This is a genomic window from Sphingomonas sp. M6A6_1c, assembly GCF_053345135.1.
Genome location: NZ_JBKEZO010000007.1, coordinates 333,107 through 359,137, shown reverse-complemented (window position 1 = coordinate 359,137; position 26,031 = coordinate 333,107). Strand labels below are relative to the sequence as shown.

Below are 26,031 nucleotides of genomic sequence, written 5' to 3'. Positions count from 1 at the left end.
TTCGTCAAACCGAAAGCCTAGAGCGCGTTGCCTGCCGCAGGGGCGAGCGCGTTGTCGGCGGCCGCGTCGTTGGCGAGCGTGATGTCGTTGCCGGTGGCGAAGTCGCCGCCATTGCCCAGGCCCGCGTCGCCTTCCTCGTTGAGGGTCAGCGTGTCGGTGGCGGCGGCGTTGTTGCCGGCGTCGGGCTTGGGGTCGCAGGCGGCGAGGCTCAGGGCAGCGAGCGCAAGCGCCGGAGCCAGGATCGTGATCTTCATTCAGTCCTCCGTGTTGAAACTAGGTCGGTGCCGCCACGCAGGCCGGCGCCGATCAGGGAAAAGAAGGCGCGGCTCGCGGGCGAGTTCGCCGTATCCCATTCGGGATGCCATTGGACGCCGAGCACGTCGGCGCCGCACGGCCGCGCCGAGACGGCTTCGATCAGCCCGTCGTCCGCCGCGATCGCTTCCACCGTCAGGCCGTTGCCGAGACGGTCGATGCCTTGCTGGTGGACCGAATTGACCCGCACGCGCTGCACGCCGGTGGCGTCGGCAAGCCGGCCGCGCGCGCACAATTCGACGTCATGACCGTGGTGGAACAGCGAATCGTAATCGCCCGACCAGGCACCGCGATGATGACGGTCGGCATCGGCTGCGGCGCACAGGCTGCCACCGAACAGCACGTTGATCTCCTGCAGCCCGCGGCAGATGCCGAACACCGGCTTGCCCGCCTCGATCATCCCGCCGGCGAGCGCCAGTGCGACCTCGTCACGGCCCTCGTCGACGATCTGGTCGTCGGGCAGCGGCCGGGCGCCGTAGCGCCACGGCGCGACGTGCGAGCGCGACCCGGTCAGCAGCAGCCCGTCGAGCACCGCGGTGAGCGTCGCGACGTCGGTGGCATCGGGCAGCGCCGGGACGAGCAGCACCGTCGCACCGGCAAGGCGGGTGAGCGGCGCGACGAAGCGGCTGGCGACGACCTGCACCGGACGCTCCGCCACTTCGTTGCAGCACAGCACGCCGATGACCGGGCGACGTTCGGGATCGGCGCTGCGCCCCATCACACCACCGCCGAGACGAGCGTGTCGCGGAGCGCATGGCCGGCAGAGGGCGCGAGCAAAGTCGCCTCCGGCTGCACCACCACGCCGCCGGGCGGCACGTCGGTGAGCAGCCAGACGTTGCCGCCGATCGTCGCACCCGCGCCGATCGTCACCCGGCCGAGGATCGTCGCACCGGCGTAGATGACGACGTCGTCGCCGACGATGGGATGGCGGGCGTAGCGTTCGCGCGGACCGCGCCGGGCGGCGCCGAGCGGGCTGCGCGCGCCGAGCGTGACATGCTGGTAGAGGCGCACGCCGTTGCCGACGATCGCGGTCTCGCCGATGACGACGCCGGTGCCGTGGTCGATGAAGAAGCGTTCGCCGATCCGCGCGCCCGGATGGATGTCGATCCCGGTACGTTCGTTGGCGAGTTCGGAGATCAGCCGCGCGACGATCGGCGCGCCGAGGTCGTACAATTGATGCGCGATGCGATGGTGCAGGCTGGCGATCGCGCCGGGATAGCAGACGAGAATCTCGTCGGTGCTGCCCGCGGCGGGATCGCCGAGGAAGGCGGCCTCGACATCGCTGTCGATCAGCCGGCGGATGTCGCCCAGCGTGTCGGCGAACAGGCGGACGATCGTCGCGGCTTGATCGGGGTCGAAGGCGGTGCGGGCTTCCGCCTGCCAATAGCCGAGTTCATGGCCGATCTCGCGTTCCAGTTCGGTGAACGCGCTGCCGAGCTTGGCGGCGACGAACCGGTCCTCGTCTGCCGGTGCGATCTGCTGCAGGCCGAGGCGGCGGGGGTAGAGCGCTTCGGCAAGGAGCAGGACGATACGCTCGATCGCGCCGCGCGAGGGAAAGGCGGCGGCGGCGCGTGCCGGCGTCTGCCGCATGCGCCAATCCGCGCGGGCGGCGCGCAGCGCATCGACCGCCTCGCCGAGCGTGGCGCCGGGGGCGCGCGACGGCAGCGGGGCGGCGGCACTCGTCACCGGCGCACCTTGCGCGGTCGATCGGCGGAATAGCGCGTCGTCATCGTCCGATACCTCCACCGTGGAAGATATCCTATCGGCTTAGTGGGAATAGGAAGAAAAGCTATCCCGCCGTCAAGAACGACTCATCGCCTCACGGCTCGACCGCGGCAGGCCGGCGGATTTCGGGGTCGGGCAACGGCGGAATGCGCGCGAGCACGATGCCGAGCAGCAGCGCGAGGCCGCCGAGCGCGAGGCAGAACAGCGCGACGCCCGGCCAGCCGGCGTGCGTCCAGGCGAAGCCGCCGGCCGAGCCGAGCACGCTCGATCCCAGATAATAGAAGAACAGGTAGAAAGCGGCGCCCTGGCCGCGGTTGGCGCGCGCGCGGCGGCCGACCCAGGCGCTGGCGATCGAATGCGCGCCGAAGAAGCCGATCGTGACCAGGGCGATGCCGAGGATGACGAGCGTCAGCGCGCGCGCCTCGGTGGCGGCGACGCCGGCGATGAGCAGCACGATCGGCAGCCAGAACACGCGCCGCCGCCCGACGGTGCCGGCGAACGATCCGAACAGTGCCGAACTCGCCGAGCCGAGGATGTAGAGCAGGAAGACGCCGCCGACCGCGGCCTGGCTCAATCCGTAGGGCGGGGCGAGCAGGCGGAAGCCGGCGTAATTGTAGATGGTGACGAAAACGCCCATCAGCAGGAACGCCTCGGCATAGAGCAGCGGCAGCGCGCGGTCGCGGAACAGTGCGGCGGCGCCGGCGAGCAGGCTGCCGCCGCCACCGGCGACGAAGCCGCGCGACGGCGGCGCGAGGCGGCGGAACGCCTCCGCCATGACGAGGCCGGCGAGGCCGACGCTGCCCAGGGCCCAGCGCCAGTCGGCGATATCGGCGACGAGGCTGGCGACGAGCCGCCCGCCCATGCCGCCGATCGCGCTGCCGGCGATGTAGAGCCCCATCGCCGCGCCGACCGAGGCGACATCGACCTCTTCGGCGACATAGGCCATCGCCACCGCGGGCACGCCGGCGAGCGCGACGCCGGTGAGCAGCCGCAGCGCGAGCAGCGCGGTCCAGCCCGGCACCAGCGCGGCGGCGAGGGTCAGCGCGCCGGCGGCGAACATCGCGGCGACCATCAGCGGCCGCCGCCCGACACGGTCGGAGAGGATGCCGGCGAACAGGATGCCGATCGCGAGCGGCCCGGTGGCGAGCGACACCGCCAGCGACGCCGCCTCGGCGCTGAGATGATAATCGGCGGCGAACAGCGGCAGCAGCGGCTGCACCGAATAGAGCAACGAGAAGGTCGAGAAGCCGGCGAACAGCATGGCGAGCGTCAGCCGCCGATAGGCGGGCGTCCCCTTCGCCAGCCTCGGCTCACTGGCGGGCATGGCGCCGCCCGACCGCGAATGCCGGCAGGCCGCGCTCGACGATCAGCGAGATCGCCCAGATCGCGAGCCCGCCGAGCGCCAGCCCGCACCCGACGATGCCGGTCGCGGTCCAGCCGAAGCCGGCGGCGATGGCGAGGCCGCCGAGCCACGGCCCGATCGCATTGGCGGTGTTGAACGCCGAATGGTTGAGCGCGGCGGCGAGCGACTGCGCGTCGCCGGCGACGTCCATCAGCCGCGTCTGGAGCACGGTGCCGAGCGCCCCGCCGAGGCCGATCGCGAACACGTCGAGCGTCATCGTCCAGACGTTGCCCGCGGCGAGCGGATAGAGCAACAGCGCGCCGGCCGACCAGAGCAGCAGCGCCCCCGCGGTCGGCATCAGCGCGCGGTCGGCGAACCGCGGCACGACGAGGTTGCCGAGCGTCATGCCGGTGCCGAACACCGCGAGCATCAGCGGCACGCTGCGCGGCGCGAGGCCGGTGATATCGACCAGGGTCGCGGCGAGATAGGTGTAGACCGCGAACATGCCGCCGAAGCCGATCGCGCCGGTGCCGAGCGTCAGCCAGACCTGCGTGCGCCGCAGCGCGGTGAGTTCGCGCAAGGGGCTGGCGTCGCGGTCGGGCGCGTCGATCGGCGCGAGCAGCGCGACGAGGCCGGCAGTGGTGAGCGCCAGCAATGCTACCAGCCCGAACACCCAGCGCCAGCTCGCGACCTGCCCGAGCAAAGTGGCGAAGGGCACGCCGACGATCGTCGCGACGGTGAGGCCGAGCATCACCCTTCCCACCGCCTGCGTCCGCCGGTCGGCGGGCACCAGCGAGGCGGCGACCAGCGAGGCGATGCCGAAATAGGCGCCGTGCGGCAGCCCGGCGAGGAAGCGGAAGACGAGCATCCAGCCATAGCTCGGCGCGAGTGCCGACAGGCAATTGCCGATCGCGAACAACGCCATCAGCCCGATCAGCAACGTGCGCCGCGACATCCTGGCCGAGAGCACCGCGATCGTCGGCGCGCCGACGACGACGCCCAGCGCATAAGCGCTGATGACATGACCGACGGTCGGCGCATCGATGCCGAGCCCGCGCGCGAGATCGGGTTCGAGGCTCATCGCCGCGAATTCGGTCGTGCCGATCGCGAATCCGCCGACGGCGAGCGCGAGGTGGACGAGGCCCGGATGGGCCTCGGCGGTTTGGCGTAGGGTCATGAGGTGTCTTAGCCGCCGTTGCTGCAATGCAGCAAGCAACGGGCGGAGGGCGGGGGAGGTTCCGCCGCAAAGTCCTCCCTCGCGCAGCGGGGGAGGGGGACCATTCGCTTAAGCGAATGGTGGAGGGGGCGTTTCCGCATACGGCGAGCTCACCGTATCCTCCCCCTCCGTCAGGCCTTCGGCCTGCCACAGTGCCGGGTCGATCATGCCCCCGGCATGATCTTGAACGGCCGGGGGCCGTTCAACCCGGCACTCTTGGCACGGGAGGAATTAAGAGGCCTTCGCCAGCGCCTCGGCGATCAGCGTGCGGCTGTTGTCGATGCCGTAGAGCGCGATGAAGCTGCCCATGCGGGGGCCTTGTTCGGAGCCCAGCAGCGTCTCGTACAGCGCCTTGAACCAGTCGCGCAGCGTGTCGAAGCCGGCGGTCTTGCCGATCTCGTAGACGACGTTCTGGATATCCTCGGCGCTCGCCTCGGCGGGCAAGGCGGCGAGGTCGGCGTCGAGCCGGCGCAGCGCCGCGACCTCGACGCCCTCGGGCGCACGGCGCTTGAGCGTCGGCGCGACGAAATCGCGGGCATAAGCCAGCGCATAGCCGATCAGCCGGTCGAGTTCGGGATCGCGCTCGGGCGTCGCGTCGGGGACGTAGTTGCGCAGATAGCCCCAGACCTGCTCCTTGCTCGCCTCGCCCATCACGCCGACGAGGTTGAGCAACAGGCCGAAGGTGACGGGCAGCGTCGCGGTCGGCACCTTGCCGTCGTGGACATGATGGACCGGGTTGCCGAGCCGCTGCGCGATCGCCTGTGTCGGATAATTGCCGCGGAACTGCCAGTAATCGTCGACCGCGCGCGGGATGACGCCGAAATGCAGCGCCTTGGCCTTCTTGGGCTCGCGATAGGCGAAGAAGGCGAGGCTCTCCTCGGGGCCATAGGTCAGCCATTGGTCGAGGCTGAGGCCATTGCCCTTCGACTTGGAGATCTTCTCGCCCTTTTCGTCGAGGAACATTTCGTAGTTGAAGCCTTCGGGCGGACGGCCGCCGAGCACGCGCGCGATCTTCGAGCTTTGCGTCACCGAATCGATTAGGTCCTTGCCCGCCATCTCGTAATCGACGCCGAGCGCGACCCAGCGCATCGCCCAGTCGACCTTCCATTGCAGCTTGGACAGGCCGCCGAGCGCCGACTGAACGATGCGCTCGCCGCTCTCGTCGGTGAAGGCGATCGTGCCGGCTTGCGCGTCGACCACCTCGACCGGCACCTGCAGCACGATGCCGGTCGTTGGGCTGACGGGGAGCACCGGCGAATAGGTGCCGCGGCGCTCCGCGCGCAGCGTCGGCAGCATGACGTCGAGGATGCCCTGATAGTGGCGCAGCACGCTCTTAATCGCGTCGTCGAACCGGCCGCCCTCGTAATAGTCGGTCGACGAGGCGAAGTCGTAGTCGAAGCCGAAGCGGTCGAGGAACTGGCGCAGCATCGCATTATTGTGCGCGGCGAAGCTGTCGAACTTGCCGAACGGATCGGGGATGCGCGTCAGTGGCTTGCCGAGATGTTCGCGCAGCATGTCGCCGTTGGGGACGTTGTCGGGGACCTTGCGCAGGCCGTCCATATCGTCGCTGAACGCGATCAGCCGCGTCGGCTGGTCGGAGAGCGCGTGGAAGGCGTTGCGCACCATCGTCGTGCGCAGCACTTCGTTGAACGTGCCGATATGCGGCAGGCCCGAGGGGCCATAGCCGGTCTCGAACAGGATCGGTGCACCACCGGACTTGCCGTCGGGGTAGCGCTTGAGGAGCTTGCGCGCCTCCTCAAAGGGCCAGGCCTTGGAGTCGAGGGCAGCCGTTCTGAGGCTTTCTGTGCGCAGGTCGGTGTCGGTCATGATGCGCGCGGGACTAAGCACCCCGCGCGCTCACGGCAACTCCCTTGGCAGAAGCGACTTAGCGGCAGCGGTCCTTGGCGGTGATCGTGCGGTCGATCGCGCGGCCGGCGAAGGCGCCACCGACGGCACCGCCGACGGTGCCGAGCGCGCCATGGCCGAGCACCGAATTGCCGAGCAGCGCGCCGCCGACGCCGCCCGCGACGAGGCCGGTGGTGCCGCCCGAATGGCGGCAGCGCTTGACGTGGCGATAGCCGCGCTCGTGCGAATTGCGATAATGATGGCGCGCCTCCGCCTTGCTGACCGGCAGCGCGATGCTGGCGGGAAGGGCGAGTGAGGCCGCGCCGAGCGCGAAGAGCAGAGTACGCATGAACCGGACCTTTTCGAACAGATGATCGCTGCCAAACGTCCGGCCGACGGTCCGGTTGCACCCGGCGGCGGTTGCCATTCTGTTCCCGACCTTTATGGCCGATGCCGTGATCCCTTATCCCGCCCTCCACGCCAGCCATGGCGGCATCTGGATCGCCACTGCCGAGGGCACGCGGCCGATCGGGCGCGGCGAGGCGATCCGCATCGCCGCCGATACGCCGGTGATCCTGCTCAACGCGCCGCTGGTCGGGCAAAGGCTCGGCTATCCCGAATTGTCGGGGCTCGACCTGCTCGAGCTGTTCGCCTTTCTGTATCCGGCGCGGTTCGCGGTGCCGACGCCCAAGGGTCTGGCGCGCGCGGTCGACCTGTCGCCGCCCGACACCGACGAGGGCGTCGCCGCCTTCCTGCGCGAGGCGGCGGCGGCGCTGCTCGCGGTGCCCCAGGGCGACTGGCCCGAGCGCGAGGGCGCATGGACCGCGGCGCAGTCGCTCGGCCGGTTGCGCTGGCCTTGGGCGCCGGCGATCGGACCGCTGCTCGCCAAGCCGCAGGTCAACGAGCGCTGGCTGTTCGCGACGCTGCCCGAATGGGAGGAGCAGGCGCCGCGACCGGCACCGCTGACCGTGGCGATCCCGCCGGCCGATGCCGAGGCGCGGCTCGCCGACCTCACCGGTCACGGTGCCGAGGAGCGGCTCGGCCAGCGCGCCTTCGCCGCGGCGGCGACCGATGCCTTCGCCCCGCGCGCGATGCGCGACGCGCCCAATCTGGTGCTCGCCGAGGCGGGGACGGGGATCGGCAAGACGTTAGGCTATCTCGCGCCCGCCTCGCTGTGGGCGGAGCGGGCCGGCGGCGCGGTGTGGATCAGCACTTATACCAAGGCGCTGCAACGGCAATTGTCGAAGGAGACCGAGCGGCTGTTCCCCGACCCGGCATTGCGCCGGCAGAAGGTGGTGACGCGCAAGGGCCGCGAGAATTATCTGTGCCTGCTCAATCTGGAGGATGCGTTGCAGGGCGGCTTCGCCGGCCGCGCCGCGATTCTCGCGCAACTGGTGGCGCGCTGGGCGGCGTATAGCGCCGACGGCGACATGGTCGGCGGCGACCTGCCCGGCTGGCTGCCGACGCTGTTTCGTCGCAACGGCCCGACCGCGCTGACCGACCGGCGCGGCGAATGCGTCTATGCCGGCTGCCCGCATTACCGCAAATGCTTCATCGAGCGCGCCGCGCGCGCCTCGGCGGAGGCGGACGTCGTGATCGCCAACCATGCGCTCGTGATGGTCAATGCCGCACGCGGCCGCGAGACGACGACGCGGCCGACGCGCTACGTCTTCGACGAGGGCCATCATCTGTTCGAGGCGGCGGATTCGATGTTCGCCACCGCGCTGACCGGGCAGGAGACGATCGAGCTCAGGCGCTGGATCCTAGGGCCGGAAAGCGGCGGGCGCGGCCGGCGGCGCGGGCTGCAGGCACGCCTGTCCGACGTTGCCAGTTACGACGAACAGGGCGGCATCGCGATCCAGGATGCGATCGAGGCGTCGCGGCACCTCGCCAGCGACGGCTGGCTGGGGCGGATCAACGAAGGCGCGCCGTTCGGGCCGATCGAGCATCTGCTCGCTGCCGTCCGCGGGCTGACCTATGCGCGCGCCGAACAGCCGGGCGATGCCGGTTACGGGCTGGAGACCGAACTCGCCGAGCCGACCCCCGAGCTGATCGAGGCGGCGGCGCCCGCCGCGGCGGCGCTCGATGCGCTGGTGCGCCCGCTGGTGACGCTGGGGCGGCGGCTGGAGGCGGTGCTCGCCGAGGCACCCGACTGGATGGATGCGCCGGCGCGCGCGCGCGTCGAGGGCGCGATCGCCTCGATCGGCTGGCGCGCCGAGACGGTGGCGGCGTGGCTGTCGCTGCTCGCGCGCGTCGGCGGCCCGGTCGATCCGGCGCACGTCGACTGGCTCGCGGTCGACCGGATCGAGGGGCGCGAATATGACATCGGCCTGCACCGCCACTGGCTCGATCCGACGCGGCCGTTCGCCGAGATCGTGCTGAAGCCCGCGCACGGTGCGCTCGTCACCTCGGCGACGCTGACCGGCGGCGGTGCCGATGAGTCTGAACGGTGGGAAACAGCGGAAGCGCGCGTCGGCGCGCCGCATCTCGCCCGCGCGCCGTCGCGGTTCGAGGCGAAGAGCCCGTTCGACTATCCCGCCAATGCCGAGGTGCTGATCGTCACCGACGTCAAGCGCGGCGACCTGCCCGCGCTCGCCAATGCCTATGCGCGGCTGATCGTCGCCGCGGGCGGCGGTACGCTGGGGCTGTTCACCGCGATCCGGCGCTTACGCGGCGTGCACGGGCGGATCGCCGACCGGCTGGCGCGCGAGGGGCTGCCGCTGCACGCGCAGCACGTCGATCCGATCGATACCGGCACGTTGGTCGATATCTTCCGCGACGATCCGCACGCCTCGCTGCTCGGCACCGACGCGCTGCGCGACGGCGTCGACGTGCCGGGATCGTCGCTGCGGCTGGTGGTGATGGAGGGCGTGCCCTGGCCCAAGCCGAGCGTGCTGCACGCCGCGCGGCGGCTGGCGGGGGGCGGATCGGCCTATGACGATCGCATCGTGCGCGCGCGGCTGGCGCAGGCGTTCGGGCGGCTGATCCGCCGCGCCGACGACCGCGGCGCGTTCGTGATGCTGTCTTCGGCGATGCCGTCGCGGCTGCTGTCGGCGTTTCCGCCCGGCGTCGGGATCGCGCGGGTGACGCTCGACGAAGCGGTGGCGCGGGTGCAGGCGCGGCTTTCCTTATCGGACCGTATCGGGCAAGAGGCGGCTCCCGCGATTGCCCACGGAGACGCCGGTTGAAGACGCTGACGCTGCTGCGCCACGCCAAGTCCGGCTGGGACGATCCGGTGACCCGCGATTTCGACCGTCCGCTCAACGCCAAGGGCAAGCGCGCCGCCGAGACGGTGGGGCGAAACATGCGGTCGCTCGACCTGGCGTTCGATCACGTCGTCGCCTCGCCCGCGGTGCGCGTCGGGGAGACGCTCGACGCGGTGGTTGCGGGCTATGGCCGCACGCTGGCGCCCGTCTGGGAACGGCGCATCTATCTCGCCTCGGCGGCGACCTTGCTCGACGTGGTGCACGAACTGCCCGCCGCCGCGGAGCACGTGCTGCTGGTCGGGCACAATCCGGGGCTCGAGGATCTGGTGCTGATGCTGGTGCCGGCGGCTCCCGACGGGCTGCGCGCGCTGGTCGAGGAGAAATACCCGACCGCGACGCTGGCGGAGATGCGCTTCGACATCGCCGACTGGTCGGCGGTGGCGGTGGGCGGCGGTGATCTGCGCCGGTTCGTACGGCCGCGCGATCTCGATCCTAGCCTCGGCCCCGACGAACGCTGATCTTCACGCGAGCCTGCGAAGAAGATCGGTTCACGCGGAGGCGCGGAGAGAAGAAGGATTGTGCGCGCAGAGGCGCAGAGGACGCAGAGAGGCGCGCCGTTGCGCCGGAGGCGCTTCATCTCTCTGGCGAATCGACATCCAGTTGAAATCTCGCTCATCTCTCTGCGCCTCTGCGCGCGAATCTGGTCAGGACCACGCTTGTGATGCGCGGTGACCGCCCCACAGGCGCGACCCCTCCGCGCCTCCGCGCCTCCGCGCGAACAACTCTTCTTCTTCGCGGCTTCGCGTGACAATCAGCGCTCGTGGGGGGCAAACTCGGTTGCGAGTTGATTCACGCGAAGACGCGAAGACGCGAAGGAGATTGGTTCACGCGGAGGCGCGGAGGCGCGGAGAGAAGAAGGATTTTTGCGCGCAGAGGCGCAGAGGACGCTGAGAGGCACGCCCGTTGCGCCGAAGGCGCTTCATCTCTCTGGCGCGAATCGGCATCGCGATGAAATCGCGCTTGTCCCTCTGCGCCTCTGCGCGCGAATCTGGTCAGGACCACGCTTGTGATGCGCGGTGCCCGTCCCTCAGGCGCGACCCCTCCGCGCCTCCGCGCCTCCGCGCGAACAAATCTTCTTCTTCGCGGCTTCGCGCCTTCGCGTGATTCAGCGCAGGACCGAGACGGACCCGAAACGGTCCTGACGGGTTCTTGCCCCGGTCCGCACGGGGACGGACGACGAAGGGGAACGACGTGATCGATAGACGACGGCTCGAATCGGGCGGGCTGATCCTGTTTCTGGCGCTGATCAGCGGCGGGCTGTTGCTCGTCGTATCGTCGTTCATCGCGGCGCTGCTGTGGAGCGTGCTCGCGGCGATCCTGTTCCAGTCGCTGTTCCACTGGCTGCTCGCCAAGATGCCGGGGCGACGCAATTGGGCGGCGGCGGCGACCTTGCTGATCATCCTCGTCGCGGTGATCATCCCGGCATTGGCGATCACCGGCATGGTCGTCGACCAATCGGCCGGCGTCTATGCCAAGGTGCAGAGCGGCCAGATCGATTTCGCGCGCTATTTCCAACAGGTGCACGACGCATTGCCGCAATGGGTGCAGCATCCGCTCGACCGCGCCGGGCTGGGCAGCTTCGACACCGCGCAGGCGCGGATCGCGCAGGGCCTGCGCAGCAGCTTCCAGTCGATCGCGTCGCAGGCGCTGTCGATCGGGCGCAATGCCGCGGCGTTCCTGCTCGCCTTCGGCGTCGGGCTGTACGTCACCTTCTTCCTGCTGCGCGACGGCGACCGGCTCGGTCCGGTGATCCGCGACGCGCTGCCGCTGGAACGGCCGGTCGCCGACCGGTTGATCGACAAGTTCGTCGCCGTCGTCCGCGCGACGATCAAGGGGTCGGTCGTCGTCGCGCTGGTGCAGGGCGCATTGGGCGCGGTGACCTTCTGGATCGTCGGCGTGCCGGCGGCGCTGTTGTGGGGCCTGTTCATGGCGCTGGCGGCGTTGCTGCCCGCGATCGGCCCCGCGCTGGTCTGGGTGCCGGTCGCGATCTACCTGCTCGCCACCGGTGCGGTGTGGCAGGGCGTCGTCGTCGTCGTCTCGGGCGTCGCGGTGATCGGGCTCGCCGACAATATCCTGCGGCCGATCCTGGTCGGGCGCGATACCGGGATACCCGATTGGCTGGTGCTGGTGACGACGCTGGGCGGGATCGAGGTCGCGGGGATCAGCGGCATCGTCGTCGGTCCGCTGGTCGCCGCGCTGTTCATCACCGGCTGGCAGATCCTGACCGAACAGCGCCATGGCGGGCGCGGGGCGGAGGCGGCGTAGGGGTTGCGTGTACCGCGCATCCGTTCGTCATACCGGCCTTCGCCGGGATGACGAATGGGGGGCGGGGTAGAAGCGTTACCGCTTCTCCATCAGCGCCTTGAGGTCCTGTAGCGGACTGTACGGGCGATGATCGTCCTCGCTGATCACGCCGGCCTCGCGCAGCACCGCCTCGGCGTCGGGGCTGCGCGGGAAGGGATCGAGCGCGAGCGCCATCGTCTCCGCCGCCGCCTCGCCGAGGTCGACCGCACCGCCCTCGATCTCGACCGTGTCGAGCGCGCCGGCGTCGAGCTCGACCTCCTCCTGATCGTCGAGCGCCTCGACGAACAGCAGCGCAACCGGTTCGTCGATCGTGGCGTCGAGCGGCACGCCCGTCACCGTACAGGCCTGCACCAACGCGCCGGTGACGCGGCCGCGCACCGCGATTCCCGCCGTCTCGCGCTTGACCCGAAAACTGGCGTCCAGCCGTTCCACCGACAGCACGCCGAAGCGCATTGCGAGTGCTGCCCGTTCGGCCTCGGTGGCGGCAATGCGCACCTCGCGCTCGCCCGCGCCGATCGCGTCGAGTCGTTCCGGGCGGCTGAATTCGGGGGTCATGGCAGGTCTCCGGCAACGAGGCGGTCGAGCGGGGTCGCGGCGAGCGCGCCGTGCAGCGCGGTCAGGTCGGCGGCGACGGCGGCCAGCGCCTGCGGCGCCGGCGCTGCCCCGCGATAGAGGTTGCGGACCAGCGCGGGGGCAAGATCACCCGCCGCCAGCCCGTCGCGATAGGCGCCGATCCGGCCGCCGAGCATGCTCATCATCTTCCCGATATGCTTGCCGACGACGATGTCGCCGATACCCATCTGGCGCAATTGCCCGTCCATGTCGTCGACGAACCGCTCGGTGAGATGCGCCGACAGCGCCGCCGCGGCGGGTTCGCGCTCCAGCCGCAGCAGCACCATCGCCAGCACTGCGGCGATCATGTCGAAGCGGCCGTCGACCGTGTCGGGGACGCCGCCGGCCAGATACCAGCGTTCGGCCCGTCCGCGCGTTACCACCGCATTGTAGAGCGGCAACGCCTCCTCGCGACGTTCCCCGAACAATCGTCCCCACCAACCCACGGCATATCCTCACCAATCGCGCCAACATGGCCCCGGCGCTTGAAGCCCGCCCGTGCTTCGCATATCGAGGCGATCGGCGGGCGATGCAATCGACATGGCGTGGCGCTGCCGCTGGAGATAGTGATGAGCGTATCCTTTGCCCGTATCGGCCTCGGGCTGACCCTCGGGCTGACCGTCGCCATGGGCGCCTGCGCGCCGCTGCGGTCGCATCAGGGCTATATCATCGATGCCGATCTGGTAAATTCGGTGCAGCCCGGCGTCGACAATCGCCAGTCGGTGGCGAGCACGCTCGGCCAGCCGACGATCGCCAGCCAGTTCGGCACGCGGGACTGGTATTATGTCGCGCGCGACAGCCGCAACCTCAACTTCCAGAAGCCCAAGGCCAAGGACCAGATCGCGCTGAAGATCAGCTTCGATCCCAACGGCACGGTCAAGACGGTGACGCGCACCGGCGTGGAGCAGATCGCCAGCATCGATCCCTACGGCAAAACGACGCCGACGCTGGGGCGCAAGCGCGGCTTCTTCGAGGATCTGTTCGGCAACATCGGCACGGTCGGTGCGGCGGGCGCGGGTGGCGGCGCGGGTCGCGGCACCGGCGGCGGGCGCGACACGCCCTGACCTTCCAGCACGTTGGTCGCGCCGCCTGCTACACATCGGCGCGACCGTGCCGTGCTTGGACCGGCACTGATCCCGAAAGGGGAAAAGGGATCAGTGGCGAGTAACGCGCCGACCACGGAATGGTTCGCACGGTTGCGACAGCAAGACGCAATTTTTGTGCGCAGCGACGAACGTTCCGGTGGGTGCGTTCAGGTCGCGGCGGTCGCGTTGCAGGCGCCATTGGCCGCGATGCCCGTCGTTCGCCGGGTGTGTCCGGTGCTGCTCTCGTGCATCGTATTTCCCCACTGGCGTGCATGATATTGGAATTGCAAGCTAAGGATGCTGGCGTGCATGCGTGCTCGATAATGAAGCTTCAGTATTCCTAAGGGCTTAATCGATTCCTCTTGCCGAAACATCATCCATAACGGAGGGTGTCATCCGGAAATGTGGGGCGGGGGTCTTGGATTTTCTGATGTTCTTCTTGGACGGCGCCGTTCGCGAGTCGATGTTGTTCGCCGCGACCTGGTTGCTGATTGGCGGGATCGACGATCTGGGTGTCGACATCTGTTTCTTCATCGATCGGCTGCGGCACTGGCGGGCACCGCGCCGGTGGGTGAGCGATCTGCCCGAACGCGCGGTGTCCGGATCGTTCGCGGTCTTCGTCGCAGCGTGGCGCGAAGAGGCGGTGATCGGCGCGATGCTGGCGGCGACGACGGCGCGGCTCGATCATCCGGACTATCGCGTCTACGTCGGTGTCTATCCCAACGATCCCGCGACGATCGGGGCGGCACGGGACATGGCCCGCCGCGATCCGCGCATCAGCGTTGTCGTCGGCACGCGTCCTGGCCCGACGACCAAGGCGGATTGCCTCAATACATTGTGGGTCGCGCTGGACCGGGACGACGCCGCCGCGGACCGCCGGACCGAGGCGATCGTCATCCATGACGCCGAGGATGTCGTCCACCCCGCGGAATTGCGGGTCTTCGATGCGCTGTTGCAGACCTATGCGGTGGTGCAGGTGCCGGTCGTGCCGCTGATCCGACCGGGATCGTTGGTGTCGGGCCATTATGCCGACGAGTTCGCCTATGCGCATGGCATACAGCAGCCGGTGCGCGCGTTGCTCGGCGCGCCGTTGCCGCTGGCGGGCACCGGATGCGCGATCCGGACGGATATCTTCACCGAAATCGCGGTCGAGCGCGGCGGCGCGTCGTTCGATGCGTCCTGCCTTACCGAGGATTACGAACTCGGCCTTCACATCGCCGGGCGTGGCGGCGGCGTCTGTTTCGCGCGGATATGGGACCGGCGCGATGGCGGCCTCGTCGCGGTCCGGGCCTATTTCCCCGAGACGCTTCAAACCGCGATCCGGCAAAAGGCGCGTTGGATGACCGGTATCGCGCTGGCGGGCTGGGACCGGATCGGTTGGGGACTGCCGGGGGCGTTTGCCGATCACTGGATGCGGATGCGTGACCGGCGAGCGCTGGTTTCGGTGGTGGTGCTCGGTGTCGCTTATGGTGCGATCGTGTTGCTGGTGATGACCACGGCGCTCCACTGGCTGACCGGCGCCCGCGATACCGGGCTGCCTCTTGCCGGCTGGTTGCGGTGGACGACGACGCTGCTGCTCCTCTGGCGCGTGGTGGTCCGGATCGCGTGCACGGGAAGCGCGTACGGCTGGTGCGAGGCGTGCCGGTCGGTGCCGCGGGTCGTCGTCGGCAACATCATCGCCTTGCTCGCGACACGGCTGGCGCTACGCCGCTACGGGCAGTTCCTGCGCGGGGACGTGCCGGTGTGGGACAAGACGGTCCATGCGTTTCCCGACATCCACGCGCTGGGATGAAGGCCAGCCGGCCGTTCCGGTTCCTGCTGCTATGGCTCGGGTTCTGGACGGGATTGCGGGTGACGGATGTCTGGCGCCGTGACGTCACGGATTGGGCGCCGACGGCGCTGAACGGCGGTCGCGAGCGGCGGATGGCGGCTTCTTCCCGCAAGCGCCGGGCCCGATCGGATGCCGCTATGGTTGTTCCTGTTCCCGCGGAGCAGCCGGCGTCCCGTGACAGGAGGATTCCGGAGCCCGTCGGCATCGTACGGGCATCCCGGGAGGTCCAGACACGACGCCAGGTTCCGCAGCCGCCGATCGACATCGCGCTGACGCCAACGCCGCCCCTGACCGGCGCGCCACCCGGCCCCCTGCACGAGCGCAACGTCATCATACCCGTGGCGAGGCTGGCGCTGGTCGCCCTGCCGCCGCCGCCGATCCTTCGTCGGGCGGCCGGCAGCGGCTGGCTGATCGTCCGCGCCGGTGGCGAGGCGAGCGTGCCGGCAAGCCAGATTGGTGGATCGCAGGCGGGATTGCGGCTGACCTATCCGCTGGATAGCGCGCAGCACGTAGCGCTGTCCGCACGGGTATCGGCGCCGCTTGCCGGTACGGGCAAGGAGATCGCGCTGGGGATCGACTGGCAGCCGACGCGCGCGCCGCTCCATATCCTCGCCGAACAGCGGCTCGCGGTCGACGGCGGTGCGAGCGGGCCGATGCTCGGGCTGGTCGGAGGGTTCGGGCCGACGCCGGTCAGGCGCGATCTGGTGCTGGAAGGCTATGGCCAATCCGGTGTGGTCGTCCGGCGCGGCGGTGGTTTCTTCGCCGATGGGGCGCTGCGCGCCGCCCGTCCGCTCGGCGCGATCCGCCGTGTCACGATCGACGCCGGGGCCAGCCTGTGGGGCGGGGTCCAGCCCGGTGCGGGGAGGCTCGACATCGGGCCGACTTTCGGCCTCGTCCTCCCCCTCGAACCGCGCATGCGCCTCGCCGCAGATTGGCGGCAGCGCGTCGCGGGGCCGTCGCGGCCGGGGTCGGGGCCGGCTTTGTCGCTCGGAACCGGCTGGTGACGGCTGGTCCGCAGCCGCCAGCCGCGTATAAAGCCGCCCCGTGCACGTCTATCTTCCCATCGCCAATCTGTCGGTCAACGCGCTCGTCATCGTGCTGCTCGGCGGCGGCGTCGGGCTATTGTCAGGGATGTTCGGGGTCGGCGGCGGCTTTCTCACCACGCCGCTGCTGATCATCTACGGCATCCCGCCGACCGTCGCCGCCGCCTCCTCCGCGAGTCAGGTGACCGGCGCGAGCGTATCGGGCGTGATCGCGCATTTCGGGCGCAACGGCGTCGACACCAAGATGGGCGGCGTGCTCGTCGCGGGCGGCATCGTCGGCAGTTTCGCGGGCGCGTGGATCTTCCGCCTGCTGCAGGCGAGCGGCCAGATCGATACCGTGATCGGCGTCGTCTATGTCGTCATGCTCGGCTCGATCGGCACGCTGATGGCGCGCGAATCGATCGGCGCGATCGGCGTCGCGCGGGGGCGGCGGCCGGTGAAGCCGCGCAAGCGCCGCCATCATCCGCTCGTCGCCGCGCTGCCGCTGCGCACGCGCTTCTACGCCTCGGGCCTCTACATTTCGCCGCTGGCGCCGCTGCTGCTCGGCTTCGGGACCGGCATCCTGACGATCTTGCTCGGCATCGGCGGCGGCTTCATCCTGGTGCCGGCGATGATCTATCTGCTCGGCATGGCGACCAGCGTCGTCGTCGGCACCTCGCTGTTCCAGACGCTGTTCGTCACCGCGGTGGCGACGATGGTGCACGCGCTGACCACCAAGGCGGTCGACATCGTGCTTGCCGGATTGCTGCTGATCGGCTCGGTGATCGGCGCGCAATTGGGCGCACGGTTCGCGACCAAGGTAAAGCCCGAATATCTCCGCCTCGCGCTGGCGATCATGGTGCTGCTCGTCGGTCTGCGCATCCTGCTCGGCCTCGTCTGGCGGCCGGAGGAGATCTTCACGGTCGAGCTGACGTGAGGCGCTGGCTGCCGTTCGCCGCGCTGTTGCTGTCGGCGCAGGCGTCCGCCCCGGCCGACAAGCCGGTGCTCGTCCCCGACGTGTCGCAGCGCGACATCGAGATCGCCTACAGCTTCACCGGTGCCGAATTGCTGCTGTTCGGCGCGATCCTCTACCCCGGCGGCCGCCTGCCGCGCGGCGAGGCGCCGACCGACATCGTCGTCGTGGTGAAGGGGCCGACGCAGCCGGTGCTGGTGCGCGAGAAGAAGAAGGTCGCCGGCATCTGGGTCAATGCCGAGCATCAGCGCTACAGTTCGGTGCCGAGCTTCTACGCGCTCGCCTCGTCGCGGCCGATCCAGCGCATCGTCGACGAGCGCACCCGCGCGATCTACGAACTGGGGCTCGACAGCCTGCAATTGTCGCCCGGATCGAACACCGCGATTGCGGTCGAAAAGGGGTTCCAGCACGGGCTGGTCGACCTCAAGCGCCGCGCCGGCCTGTATCTGGAGGCGCCGCACGCGGTCGAGATCAGCGAGGGCGTGCTGTATCGTGCCCGGCTGACCATCCCGGCGCGCGTGCCGGTCGGGCGGTTCACCGCCGAGACCTTCCTGATCCGCAACGGCCGCGTGCTCGCCGCCGCGGTGCGCGAGATCGACATCCGCAAATCGGGATTCGAGCGTTTCGTCGCGCGTGCCGCCGAGCGTCAGTCGATCCTCTACGGGCTGGCGGCAGTGGCGCTGTCGGTCGGGCTGGGGCTTGCCGCCGGGTGGATCGCGCGGCGGATATAATGACGCGATGACGGTATCTTAACGGCTCCCGGCTAGCGCTCGGCGGACGATGGACAGGATGCTGCCGCAATGACCGAGATGCCCGGCCCGAGCGTATTCGCGGGCGCGATGCCCCTTTCGGCGGCGGCGGCGGTCGGCCACGGCGGCGGGCCGGCGGCGATCGGCTGCGTCCTGGCGGTCGGCGGCGGCGGCAGCCGCGTGTTGTTCGACCGCAACGCGCTCGAACTCGTCGCGCAGGATGCCGATCCGGTGGTCGCCACCGCCGGGCAGGTCGGCGGCCAGATCAAGATGCGCGTCGGTGGCGCGTGGCTGATCGCCAACATCCGCAGCCTGGTGCTGGACGGCGCGGGCAACGACTGGGTCGCCGCGGACATCGACTTCCTCGGCGAGGGCGACGAGGAGCGGCTGACCGGCAAGCTCTACCATTTCCGCCGCGGCGTGACGCGCTATCCGATCCCCGGCTGCGACGTCTTCGCGATCACGACGCGCGACCTCGAACAAATCTATTCCGCCGCCGACCAGCCGCATATCAAGATCGGCACCGTCTATCCGACCCGCGACGTGCGCGCCTCGCTCTACGTCGACGCGATGCTCGGCAAGCATTTCGCGCTGGTCGGCTCGACCGGCACCGGCAAGTCGACCGCGGCGGCGCTGATCCTCCACCGCATCTGCGAGCTGGCGCCGCAGGGCCATGTCGTGATGATCGATCCGCATGGCGAATATGCCGCGGCGTTCCGCACCAATGGCGCGATCTACGACGTCAACAATCTCGCCATGCCCTATTGGCTGATGAACCTCGAAGAGCATTGCGAGGTGTTCGTCACCGCCAGCGGCGGGGATCGCCAGGCCGACAGCGACATCCTCGCCCGATGCCTGTTGATGGCGCGCGCCAAGAACCGGCTGGGGCAGGAGATCGCCAAGCTGACGGTCGATGCGCCGATCCCCTATCTGCTCAGCGACCTCACCAACATCATCAGCGCCGAGATGGGCAAGATGGATCGTGCCGGCGATACCTCGCCCTATCTGCGGCTCAAGGGCCGGATCGACGAGATCAAGGCCGACCCGCGCTACAGCTTCATGTTCTCGGGGATGCTGGTCGCCGACACGATGGCCGACTTCCTCGCGCGGATCTTCCGCATGCCCGGCGGCGGCAAGCCGATCTCGATCATCGACGTATCGGGCGTGCCGTCGGAGATCACCTCGGTGGTCGTCGCGGTGCTCAGCCGGATGACGTTCGACTTCGCGATCTGGTCGCGCAACGAGCCGCAGCGACCGATCCTGCTCGTCTGCGAAGAGGCGCACCGCTACATTCCAAGCAGCGCGCGCGGCGAAGGGCGCAACGCCTCGGTCGGGCGCATCCTCGGCCGGATCGCCAAGGAAGGGCGCAAATATGGCGTCAGCCTGGGGCTGATCACGCAGCGGCCGTCCGATCTGGAGGAAGGCGTGCTGTCGCAATGCGGCACGATCATCGCGATGCGCCTCAACAACGAGCGCGATCAGGCGTTCGTGCGCGCGGCGATGCCGGAGGGCGCGCGCGGGTTCCTCGATTCGATCCCTGCGCTGCGTAACCGCGAATCGATCATCTGCGGCGAGGGCGTCGCGGTGCCGATCCGGGTGAGCTTCGACGCGCTCGAAGAGGGCAAGCGCCCGGCGTCGGGCGATCCGTTATTTTCCGCGCTGTGGCGCGATGCGGGCGGCGAGGATGCGATCATCCAGCGCACCGTCCTGCGCTGGCGCGCGCAGGGGCGCTAATACAAATTCCTCCCCCGCAAGGGGGAGGTGGCAGCGCGTAGCGCTGACGGAGGGGGAGGACAGGGCGGGAGCATTGTTACGAAGCTCCCGCCCTGTCCTCCCCCTCCACCACCACGCTGACGCGTGGCGGTCCCCCTCCCCCTTGCGGGGGAGGACTTAAGAGGTGTGCCCCGGTTTGACCGCGAGCAATCCCGCCACCCGCGCCTTGAAGCGGCGCAGGCTCTCGCCGGACAGCGCCTGCACGCTCGCGAACGAGATCGAGCGCGGGTTGATCGTCTGGCCGTTGCGCCAGACTTCCCAGTGGAGATGCGGCCCGGTCGACAGGCCGGTGGAGCCGACATAGCCGATCACCTGTCCCTGGCGGACGTGCTCGCCGCGTACCACCGCGATGCGGCTCATGTGGCCGTAACCGCTGGCAAGGCCGCTGCCGTGGACGAGCTTGACGAAATTGCCGTAGCCGCCCGAGCGGCCCGCACCCTGCACGACGCCGTCGAGCGCGGCGAAGATCGGCGCTCCATAGGGCGCACCGATGTCGAGCCCCTTGTGCATCTTGAGATAGCCGAGCAGCGGATGCATGCGATAGCCGAACGACGAGGTGATCCGCCCCGCCACCGGCATGCCCATGAAACCGCGGCGTTCGCTCTGGCCGTGCGCGTCGAACCACGACGGTTTGCCGTCGTCGTCCCAGCGCACCAATTGCACCTTGCGCCGCTCCTGGTCGATGCCGGCATAGAGCAGATCGCCCAGCCGCACCTCGCCGGTGGCGGCGCGCTGTTGTTCGACGATCAGGTCGAAGCCGTCGGCGGCGCTGACGTCGCGGCCGATCGACAGGCGGGTGGCGAGCGCCTTGATATAGCTTTCGACGACGCGCGCCGGCGCACCGGCGGCGCGCGCCGAGCGGTAGAGGCTGGAGCCGACCAGCCCCTGGATGCGCAGCGGCGTGCTGTCGACCGCGATCGGCTTGCGGGTCATGACCAGGCCGCCGGCATTGCGGTCGAGGCTGAGCGCCAAGTCGAAGCGCGCGCGCAACGCCAGTTTGTCGAGCGGGCGCGCCACCGTCTTCGCCGGGCGGCGACCGAGGGTCAGCGCGATGCGCGTGCCCGGCGCGATGTCGCCGAGCGTCACCGCCTGCGCGACCAGCCCGGCGGCGGCGCGCGCATCGTTGCGGCCGACGCCGGCGCGCATCAGCACATGATCGAAAGCGTCGCCTTCGCCGAGCGTCGCGTTGAGCTCGACGACGGGCCGTTCGGGGGCTTCGGCAAGCGGCGCGACGAGGTCGTTCGCCGCCATGCGATGGCCGGTGTCGCCGCCCCAGGCGAGCGGCGCGATCGCCAGCGCGCGGCTTTCCTCGAAGGCGGTGCCGGCGAGCGGTGCCGGGGTGGCACCGGTCAGCGGCGGGATGCCGGGGGCGAGCAGCCAGACCGCGCCGACCAGCGTACCGAGCGTGGCGAGGCCGCGCCACCAATCGCCGCTGCCGATCTGCGTGCCGAGATCGGGCGTCCAGTCGAGCCCGCGCAGCCGCTCGACCGGCCCGAGCCGGCGCGGCACGGCGAGCGCGCGACCGAACGGCCGTGCGGCGGTGCCGCCGGCGAGATCGAAACCTTGGTCGGTGCGCAGGAACACGCGGAAAGGCGCCTCATCGTGGAACTGGTCGCCGATCATCCCCGGCGTCGGGTGGCAGCACTGTGGGGGGCAAAGTCTAAAGTCAAATTAACCGGGGGTTGCGCTGCGGTGGACGGGTTTGCCGGTGCGGTGGGGAGGCGGGTTGCTCCTCCTCGCCGTCACCCCGGAACACGTCCGGGGTGACGGGGGATTTGAGGGAGGGGCTTCGCTCCCCTTGCTTTGCCTCATTGCGCGATCGCCTGGGACACCCGATGTTGCCCGCATGAAAGCGGCGGTCACCGCGGTCCTCGGGCCGACCAACACGGGCAAGACCCATCTCGCCGTCGAGCGGATGTGCGCGCATTCGAGCGGGATCATGGGCTTTCCGCTCCGCCTGCTGGCGCGCGAGGTTTATGACCGCGTCGTCAAGCTGAAGGGCGTCGACAGCGTTGCGCTCGTCACCGGCGAGGAGAAGATCGTCCCGCCCAATGCGCGCTGGCATCTGTGCACGGTCGAATCGATGCCCGAGCATGACGCCGCCTTCGTCGCGCTCGACGAGGCGCAGCTCGGCACCGACGCGGAGCGCGGCCACGTCTTCACGGATCGGCTGTTGCGGCGGCGCGGGCGCGAGGAGACGATGATCCTCGGGTCCGAGGCGCTGCGGCCGATGGTGCGCGCGCTGGTGCCCGATGCCGAGATCATCGTCCGGCCGCGCTTCTCCAAACTCACCTATGCGGGCGCCAAGAAGATCAGCCGGCTGCCCAAACGCTCGGCGATCGTCGCGTTCAGCGCCGAGGAGGTCTATGCGGTCGCCGAGATGCTGCGCCGGTTGCGCGGCGGCGCGGCGGTGGTGATGGGGGCGCTGTCGCCGCGCACGCGCAACGCACAGGTTGCGATGTTCCAGGCGGGCGAGGTCGATTATCTCGTCGCCACCGATGCGATCGGCATGGGGCTCAACATGGACGTCGCGCACGTCGCCTTCGCGGGGCTGAGCAAGTTCGACGGTCGCCGCAGCCGCCGGCTGACGGTGGCGGAGATGGCGCAGATCGCCGGCCGCGCCGGGCGCCACCAGCGCGACGGCACGTTCGGCGGCGTCACCGAAGAGGGGCCGGGCGCGTTCCTGCCCGAGGAGGTGTTCGCGATCGAGGAACATCGCTTCCCGCGCATCGAACAGCTCTACTGGCGCAACGGCGAACCCGATTATGCCAGCGTCGACGCGCTGATCGCCAGCCTCGAACGCCGGCCCGAGCCCGGCGTGCTGCTCGCGGCGCCGCAGTCGACCGATCTCGCGGTATTGAAGCGCATGGCGGACGAACCCTGGGTGCGTGATCGGTCGCGTTCGCCCGCGATGGTCAAGCGGCTGTGGGCGGCGTGCGGGTTGCCCGATTTTCGCAAGCTCGGGCTCGATCCGCACACGCGTTTCGTCAGCCGCATCTTCGGCTATCTCAGCGAAGGCCGCGGCGTGGTGCCCAACCAATGGTTCGCCGACGAGGTGACGCGGCTCGACACGATCGCGGGCGACGTCGAGACGATCGCCGGGCGGATCGCCGCGATTCGCAGCTGGGCCTATATCGCGCAGCGTCCCGACTGGCTCGCCGATCCCGCGGCGGGTGCCGAGCGTACGAAGACGATCGAGGAGCGATTGTCCGACGGGCTGCACGCCAGCCTGACGCAGCGTTTCGTCGACAAGCGCACCACTGCGCTGATCCGCCAGATCGGCGCCGACGCCTCGCTGCTGCCGGTGGTGATCGGGCCGGAGGGCGAGGTGCTGGTCGAGGAACATCCGATCGGGCGACTCGACGGCTTCCGCTTCACCGTCGACCCCGCCGCGCGCGCCACCGACCGGCGGCTGCTGCTCGCGGCGGCGGAGAAGCATCTCAGCGGCGAGCGGCGCCGGCGCGGCGAGGCGCTGGTCGCGGCGGAGGATGCGGCGTTCCATCTGGTCGACGACGCGATCGTGTGGAACGGCCATGCGGTGGCGCTGCTGACGCCGGGGCCGTCGCTCGCCCGGCCGCAGCTCAAGCTCGATCGCGATCTCGATTGTCTCGCCAAGCCGCAGCGCGAGGCGGTGGCGGCGCGGCTCGCGACGTGGTTCGCGGCGATGCTCGGCCGTCATCTGCCGGCGTTGGTCGCGCTCGCCGAGGCCGCGCGCGATCCGCAGGCGACGCCGGCGCTGCGCGTCGTCGCGGGCGAGCTGGAGGCGGCGGGCGGGCTGATGCCGCGGCTGGCGCTGCACGAGCCGCTCGACGCGCTGGGGCAGGACGAGCGCAGGCGGCTGCGGCGGATCGGCGTCACCATCGGCGCGCTCGACCTGTTCGACCCGCGGCTGCTCAAGCCCGGGGCGGCGCGCTGGCGGCAGGCGTTGCTCGGCGTGCGCGGCAAGAGCGGCGCGCTGCCGCGCGAGGGGGCGACGGTGCTGCCGCGCGGCGTACCGGGGGCGCAGCTCGCCACCGGCTTCCGCCCGCTCGCCGCGCAGGCCGTGCGCGTCGATCTGGTCGAGCGGATCGCGCGCGCCGCGCATGACGCGCGGCAGGGGCGTAAGCCGTTCGTGCCCGATCCCGCGCTCGCGACCTCGATGGGGATCGTGCCGGCGACGCTGGAGCGGCTGATGGCCGAACTCGGCTTCCGTACAGCGCCGCGCCAGAACGAGGGTGAGGCCGGAGGTAGGGGCGAGGCGCCCGCCTGGGTGTGGCGGGGCCGCCGGCCGCCGCAGCGCGCCGAGCGACCCGCGCCGTCGCCGACCGGCGCCTTCGCCGCCCTCGCCGCGTGGAGCGGCCATGGCTGACAGCATGCGGATCGACAATTTCCTGTGGTTCGTGCGGCTCGCCAAGACCCGCAGCCTCGCGCAGGATCTCGCCTGCGACGGCCGGCTGCGTATCGACGGGCGGCGGATCGAACGGAGCGCGGCACCGGTCCGGGTCGGCAATATCCTCACCTTCGCGCTGCACGATCGGGTGCGCGTGCTGCGCGTCGAGGCGCTGCCGACGCGGCGCGGACCGGCGCCAGAGGCGCAGGGCTGTTATCAGGAGCTCGCTGCAAACGTGTCGCAACCGAACGGCTTCGATTGACGCGGCGGGGAACGCGGCATAGCAGCCTCGCGTTCATACCCGGCTTCTCCCGAGCCGACGCATAAGGCCGCAAGGAACCAGAATGACCTACGTCGTCACCGATGCCTGCATCCGCTGCAAGTATATGGACTGCGTCGAGGTATGTCCGGTCGACTGCTTCTACGAAGGCGAGAACATGCTCGTCATCAACCCCAGCGAGTGTATCGACTGCGGCGTGTGCGAGCCCGAATGCCCGGCCGAGGCGATCCTGCCCGATACCGAGAGCGGGCTGGAGCAATGGCTGGAGCTCAACACGACCTTCTCGGCGCAATGGCCCAACGTCACGCGCAAGCTCGACCAGACGCCGCCCGACGCCGATGCGATGAAGGGCGTCGAGAACAAATACGAGCAATTCTTCTCGCCGGAGCCGGGCACCGGGGACTGAACCCCTGATCCGGCCGCGGAAAAAGCGCGCGCCGACACCGTGAACCGCGGGGCGCGGCCCGAATCGGGTGCGATCCTTGCCGGTAAGTCAGTCCAACTGGCTTATCCACGCTGGTAATTTTGTTGCGACTGTGTTAAAAGTGTCCACGACGGGCATGATGAGTCCTGCCCGTCAGGAGACACTCGTACCAACCATCCTCGCCGTCCGGACCCGCGGGTATCCCGCCCCGGACGATCCTCGCGACGGATGCGATCCAGAAAGGCCCGTTCATGGCTGCCAAGGCATTGTCCTTCGATGTCGGTGATTACGTTGTTTATCCGAAGCATGGCGTCGGCCGTGTGATCGAGCTGCAGAAGCAGGAGATCGCCGGTACCAGCCTCGAGCTGTATGTGCTGCGTTTCGAGAAAGAGCGGATGACGCTCCGCGTCCCCACCAACAAGGCCGAATCGGTCGGTATGCGCAAGCTCTCGTCGGACAAGACGATGCGCGAGGCGATGGAGACGCTCAAGGGCAAGCCCAAGGTGAAGCGCACCATGTGGTCGCGCCGTGCGCAGGAATATGAGGCGAAGATCAATTCGGGCGACCTCGCGTCGATCGCCGAAGTGGTCCGCGACCTGTTCCGCGCCGACGACCAGCCCGAGCAGAGCTATTCGGAGCGGCAGATCTTCGAAGCGGCATGCAGCCGCCTCGCCCGCGAACTCGCCGCGATGGAAGAGGTCGACGAGCCCAAGGCGCAGGAGAAGATCCTCGACATCCTCCGCGCCGCGGCGGCGATCTACAACAAGGAGAAGGTGCCGGCGTAAGCCGTCCACCTCTTCGGTGAAGCAAAAGGGCGGTCCCGCGGGGCCGCCCTTTGTCTTTTGGGGCGGGTGCCGCGCCTATGAAGAGGCAGGGCGGTTGTATTCGATCGATCGTGTTTCC

At 69.7% G+C, this 26,031-nt stretch carries 23 protein-coding genes; 13 read left to right on the top strand and 10 right to left on the bottom strand.

The window, feature by feature from the left end; genetic code table 11:
• Positions 1-17 precede the first annotated feature (17 nt).
• The 7 genes from ACLBWH_RS16960 to ACLBWH_RS16930 all read right to left on the bottom strand — a co-directional run bounded on the left by ACLBWH_RS16960 (position 18) and on the right by ACLBWH_RS16930 (position 6,789).
• Positions 18-254: a hypothetical protein gene (locus ACLBWH_RS16960; protein ID WP_447800009.1), complete on the bottom strand. Its 237-nt coding sequence runs from the start codon at positions 252-254 to the stop codon at positions 18-20.
• The gene (locus ACLBWH_RS16955) at positions 251-1,030 is read right to left on the bottom strand and encodes a gamma-glutamyl-gamma-aminobutyrate hydrolase family protein (RefSeq protein ID WP_447800008.1); all 780 of its coding nucleotides are present in this window, start codon (positions 1,028-1,030) and stop codon (positions 251-253) included. The genes ACLBWH_RS16960 and ACLBWH_RS16955 overlap by 4 nt, the downstream gene beginning before the upstream one ends.
• Complete coding sequence (gene epsC / locus ACLBWH_RS16950; protein WP_447800094.1) at positions 1,030-1,902, bottom strand: serine O-acetyltransferase EpsC; 873 nt, start codon at positions 1,900-1,902, stop codon at positions 1,030-1,032. Before epsC ends, ACLBWH_RS16955 begins: the two co-directional genes overlap by 1 nt.
• A 229-nt stretch (positions 1,903-2,131) precedes the next feature.
• Positions 2,132-3,361 (bottom strand): MFS transporter, encoded by a 1,230-nt coding sequence (locus tag ACLBWH_RS16945; protein ID WP_447800007.1) that lies wholly within the window; start codon positions 3,359-3,361, stop codon positions 2,132-2,134.
• Positions 3,348-4,556, bottom strand: coding sequence for an MFS transporter (locus tag ACLBWH_RS16940; RefSeq protein ID WP_447800006.1), 1,209 nt, complete (start codon positions 4,554-4,556; stop codon positions 3,348-3,350). Before ACLBWH_RS16940 ends, ACLBWH_RS16945 begins: the two co-directional genes overlap by 14 nt.
• A 270-nt stretch (positions 4,557-4,826) precedes the next feature.
• Positions 4,827-6,422 carry a lysine--tRNA ligase gene (locus ACLBWH_RS16935; protein WP_447800004.1) on the bottom strand — a complete coding sequence of 532 codons (1,596 nt, stop codon included), beginning with the start codon at positions 6,420-6,422 and terminating at the stop codon, positions 4,827-4,829.
• Positions 6,423-6,480: 58 nt separating this feature from the next.
• A complete protein-coding gene (locus ACLBWH_RS16930; RefSeq protein ID WP_447800003.1) occupies positions 6,481-6,789 on the bottom strand; it encodes a hypothetical protein in 309 nt (102 codons plus the stop codon).
• A 94-nt stretch (positions 6,790-6,883) separates the two neighbouring features.
• On the opposite strand from ACLBWH_RS16930, the gene ACLBWH_RS16925 reads away from it, so the two are divergent.
• The 3 genes from ACLBWH_RS16925 to ACLBWH_RS16915 all read left to right on the top strand — a co-directional run bounded on the left by ACLBWH_RS16925 (position 6,884) and on the right by ACLBWH_RS16915 (position 11,971).
• Complete coding sequence (locus ACLBWH_RS16925; RefSeq protein ID WP_447800001.1) at positions 6,884-9,628, top strand: ATP-dependent DNA helicase; 2,745 nt, start codon at positions 6,884-6,886, stop codon at positions 9,626-9,628.
• Entirely contained in the window at positions 9,625-10,164 is a 540-nt protein-coding gene (locus ACLBWH_RS16920) for a SixA phosphatase family protein (protein WP_447800000.1), read from the top strand. The genes ACLBWH_RS16925 and ACLBWH_RS16920 overlap by 4 nt, the downstream gene beginning before the upstream one ends.
• 733 nt (positions 10,165-10,897) lie before the next feature.
• Positions 10,898-11,971 carry an AI-2E family transporter gene (locus tag ACLBWH_RS16915; protein WP_447799998.1) on the top strand — a complete coding sequence of 358 codons (1,074 nt, stop codon included), beginning with the start codon at positions 10,898-10,900 and terminating at the stop codon, positions 11,969-11,971.
• 75 nt (positions 11,972-12,046) lie between these two features.
• On the opposite strand, the gene ACLBWH_RS16910 is transcribed toward ACLBWH_RS16915, so the two are convergent.
• Complete coding sequence (locus ACLBWH_RS16910) at positions 12,047-12,565, bottom strand: DUF177 domain-containing protein (protein WP_447799996.1); 519 nt, start codon at positions 12,563-12,565, stop codon at positions 12,047-12,049.
• The gene (locus ACLBWH_RS16905) at positions 12,562-13,068 is read right to left on the bottom strand and encodes a ubiquinol-cytochrome C chaperone family protein (RefSeq protein ID WP_322848421.1); all 507 of its coding nucleotides are present in this window, start codon (positions 13,066-13,068) and stop codon (positions 12,562-12,564) included. The genes ACLBWH_RS16910 and ACLBWH_RS16905 overlap by 4 nt, the downstream gene beginning before the upstream one ends.
• 123 nt (positions 13,069-13,191) lie before the next feature.
• On the opposite strand from ACLBWH_RS16905, the gene ACLBWH_RS16900 reads away from it, so the two are divergent.
• The 6 genes from ACLBWH_RS16900 to ACLBWH_RS16875 all read left to right on the top strand — a co-directional run bounded on the left by ACLBWH_RS16900 (position 13,192) and on the right by ACLBWH_RS16875 (position 20,016).
• A complete protein-coding gene (locus ACLBWH_RS16900; protein ID WP_322848422.1) occupies positions 13,192-13,686 on the top strand; it encodes an outer membrane protein assembly factor BamE in 495 nt (164 codons plus the stop codon).
• A 451-nt stretch (positions 13,687-14,137) separates the two neighbouring features.
• A complete protein-coding gene (locus tag ACLBWH_RS16895) occupies positions 14,138-15,499 on the top strand; it encodes a glycosyl transferase family protein (RefSeq protein ID WP_447799995.1) in 1,362 nt (453 codons plus the stop codon).
• A gap of 377 nt (positions 15,500-15,876) precedes the next feature.
• On the top strand, positions 15,877-16,542 hold the full coding sequence (locus ACLBWH_RS16890; protein WP_447799993.1) for a hypothetical protein: 666 nt from the start codon (positions 15,877-15,879) through the stop codon (positions 16,540-16,542).
• Positions 16,543-16,582: 40 nt separating this feature from the next.
• Positions 16,583-17,497 (top strand): sulfite exporter TauE/SafE family protein, encoded by a 915-nt coding sequence (locus ACLBWH_RS16885; protein WP_447799992.1) that lies wholly within the window; start codon positions 16,583-16,585, stop codon positions 17,495-17,497.
• Positions 17,494-18,264: a TIGR02186 family protein gene (locus ACLBWH_RS16880; protein ID WP_447799990.1), complete on the top strand. Its 771-nt coding sequence runs from the start codon at positions 17,494-17,496 to the stop codon at positions 18,262-18,264. Before ACLBWH_RS16885 ends, ACLBWH_RS16880 begins: the two co-directional genes overlap by 4 nt.
• Positions 18,265-18,333: 69 nt before the next feature.
• Positions 18,334-20,016, top strand: a complete 1,683-nt coding sequence (locus ACLBWH_RS16875) for an ATP-binding protein (protein WP_322848427.1) — start codon at positions 18,334-18,336, stop codon at positions 20,014-20,016.
• A gap of 156 nt (positions 20,017-20,172) precedes the next feature.
• On the opposite strand, the gene ACLBWH_RS16870 is transcribed toward ACLBWH_RS16875, so the two are convergent.
• Positions 20,173-21,678, bottom strand: coding sequence for a M23 family metallopeptidase (locus ACLBWH_RS16870; RefSeq protein WP_447799989.1), 1,506 nt, complete (start codon positions 21,676-21,678; stop codon positions 20,173-20,175).
• A 223-nt stretch (positions 21,679-21,901) separates the two neighbouring features.
• Between ACLBWH_RS16870 and ACLBWH_RS16865 the strand changes: the two genes are divergently transcribed.
• The 4 genes from ACLBWH_RS16865 to ACLBWH_RS16850 all read left to right on the top strand — a co-directional run bounded on the left by ACLBWH_RS16865 (position 21,902) and on the right by ACLBWH_RS16850 (position 25,913).
• Positions 21,902-24,403 (top strand): helicase-related protein, encoded by a 2,502-nt coding sequence (locus tag ACLBWH_RS16865; RefSeq protein ID WP_447799987.1) that lies wholly within the window; start codon positions 21,902-21,904, stop codon positions 24,401-24,403.
• Entirely contained in the window at positions 24,396-24,686 is a 291-nt protein-coding gene (locus ACLBWH_RS16860; RefSeq protein ID WP_322848430.1) for an RNA-binding S4 domain-containing protein, read from the top strand. The genes ACLBWH_RS16865 and ACLBWH_RS16860 overlap by 8 nt, the downstream gene beginning before the upstream one ends.
• Positions 24,687-24,768: 82 nt before the next feature.
• Positions 24,769-25,110 (top strand): ferredoxin FdxA, encoded by a 342-nt coding sequence (gene fdxA / locus ACLBWH_RS16855; protein ID WP_322848431.1) that lies wholly within the window; start codon positions 24,769-24,771, stop codon positions 25,108-25,110.
• Positions 25,111-25,379: 269 nt separating this feature from the next.
• The gene (locus ACLBWH_RS16850; protein ID WP_038664094.1) at positions 25,380-25,913 is read left to right on the top strand and encodes a CarD family transcriptional regulator; all 534 of its coding nucleotides are present in this window, start codon (positions 25,380-25,382) and stop codon (positions 25,911-25,913) included.
• The last annotated feature ends 118 nt before the right edge of the window (positions 25,914-26,031 follow it).

Coding starts and splice junctions, on each gene's coding strand:
- ACLBWH_RS16960 (WP_447800009.1), bottom strand. CDS start 254: ATGAAGATCACGATCCTGGCTCCGGCGCTTGCGCTCGCTGCCCTGAGC.
- ACLBWH_RS16955 (WP_447800008.1), bottom strand. CDS start 1,030: ATGGGGCGCAGCGCCGATCCCGAACGTCGCCCGGTCATCGGCGTGCTG.
- epsC (WP_447800094.1), bottom strand. CDS start 1,902: ATGCGGCAGACGCCGGCACGCGCCGCCGCCGCCTTTCCCTCGCGCGGC.
- ACLBWH_RS16945 (WP_447800007.1), bottom strand. CDS start 3,361: ATGCCCGCCAGTGAGCCGAGGCTGGCGAAGGGGACGCCCGCCTATCGG.
- ACLBWH_RS16940 (WP_447800006.1), bottom strand. CDS start 4,556: ATGACCCTACGCCAAACCGCCGAGGCCCATCCGGGCCTCGTCCACCTC.
- ACLBWH_RS16935 (WP_447800004.1), bottom strand. CDS start 6,422: ATGACCGACACCGACCTGCGCACAGAAAGCCTCAGAACGGCTGCCCTC.
- ACLBWH_RS16930 (WP_447800003.1), bottom strand. CDS start 6,789: ATGCGTACTCTGCTCTTCGCGCTCGGCGCGGCCTCACTCGCCCTTCCC.
- ACLBWH_RS16925 (WP_447800001.1), top strand. CDS start 6,884: ATGGCCGATGCCGTGATCCCTTATCCCGCCCTCCACGCCAGCCATGGC.
- ACLBWH_RS16910 (WP_447799996.1), bottom strand. CDS start 12,565: ATGACCCCCGAATTCAGCCGCCCGGAACGACTCGACGCGATCGGCGCG.
- ACLBWH_RS16900 (WP_322848422.1), top strand. CDS start 13,192: ATGAGCGTATCCTTTGCCCGTATCGGCCTCGGGCTGACCCTCGGGCTG.
- ACLBWH_RS16895 (WP_447799995.1), top strand. CDS start 14,138: ATGTTCTTCTTGGACGGCGCCGTTCGCGAGTCGATGTTGTTCGCCGCG.
- ACLBWH_RS16875 (WP_322848427.1), top strand. CDS start 18,334: ATGACCGAGATGCCCGGCCCGAGCGTATTCGCGGGCGCGATGCCCCTT.
- ACLBWH_RS16870 (WP_447799989.1), bottom strand. CDS start 21,678: ATGATCGGCGACCAGTTCCACGATGAGGCGCCTTTCCGCGTGTTCCTG.
- ACLBWH_RS16865 (WP_447799987.1), top strand. CDS start 21,902: ATGAAAGCGGCGGTCACCGCGGTCCTCGGGCCGACCAACACGGGCAAG.
- ACLBWH_RS16860 (WP_322848430.1), top strand. CDS start 24,396: ATGGCTGACAGCATGCGGATCGACAATTTCCTGTGGTTCGTGCGGCTC.
- fdxA (WP_322848431.1), top strand. CDS start 24,769: ATGACCTACGTCGTCACCGATGCCTGCATCCGCTGCAAGTATATGGAC.
- ACLBWH_RS16850 (WP_038664094.1), top strand. CDS start 25,380: ATGGCTGCCAAGGCATTGTCCTTCGATGTCGGTGATTACGTTGTTTAT.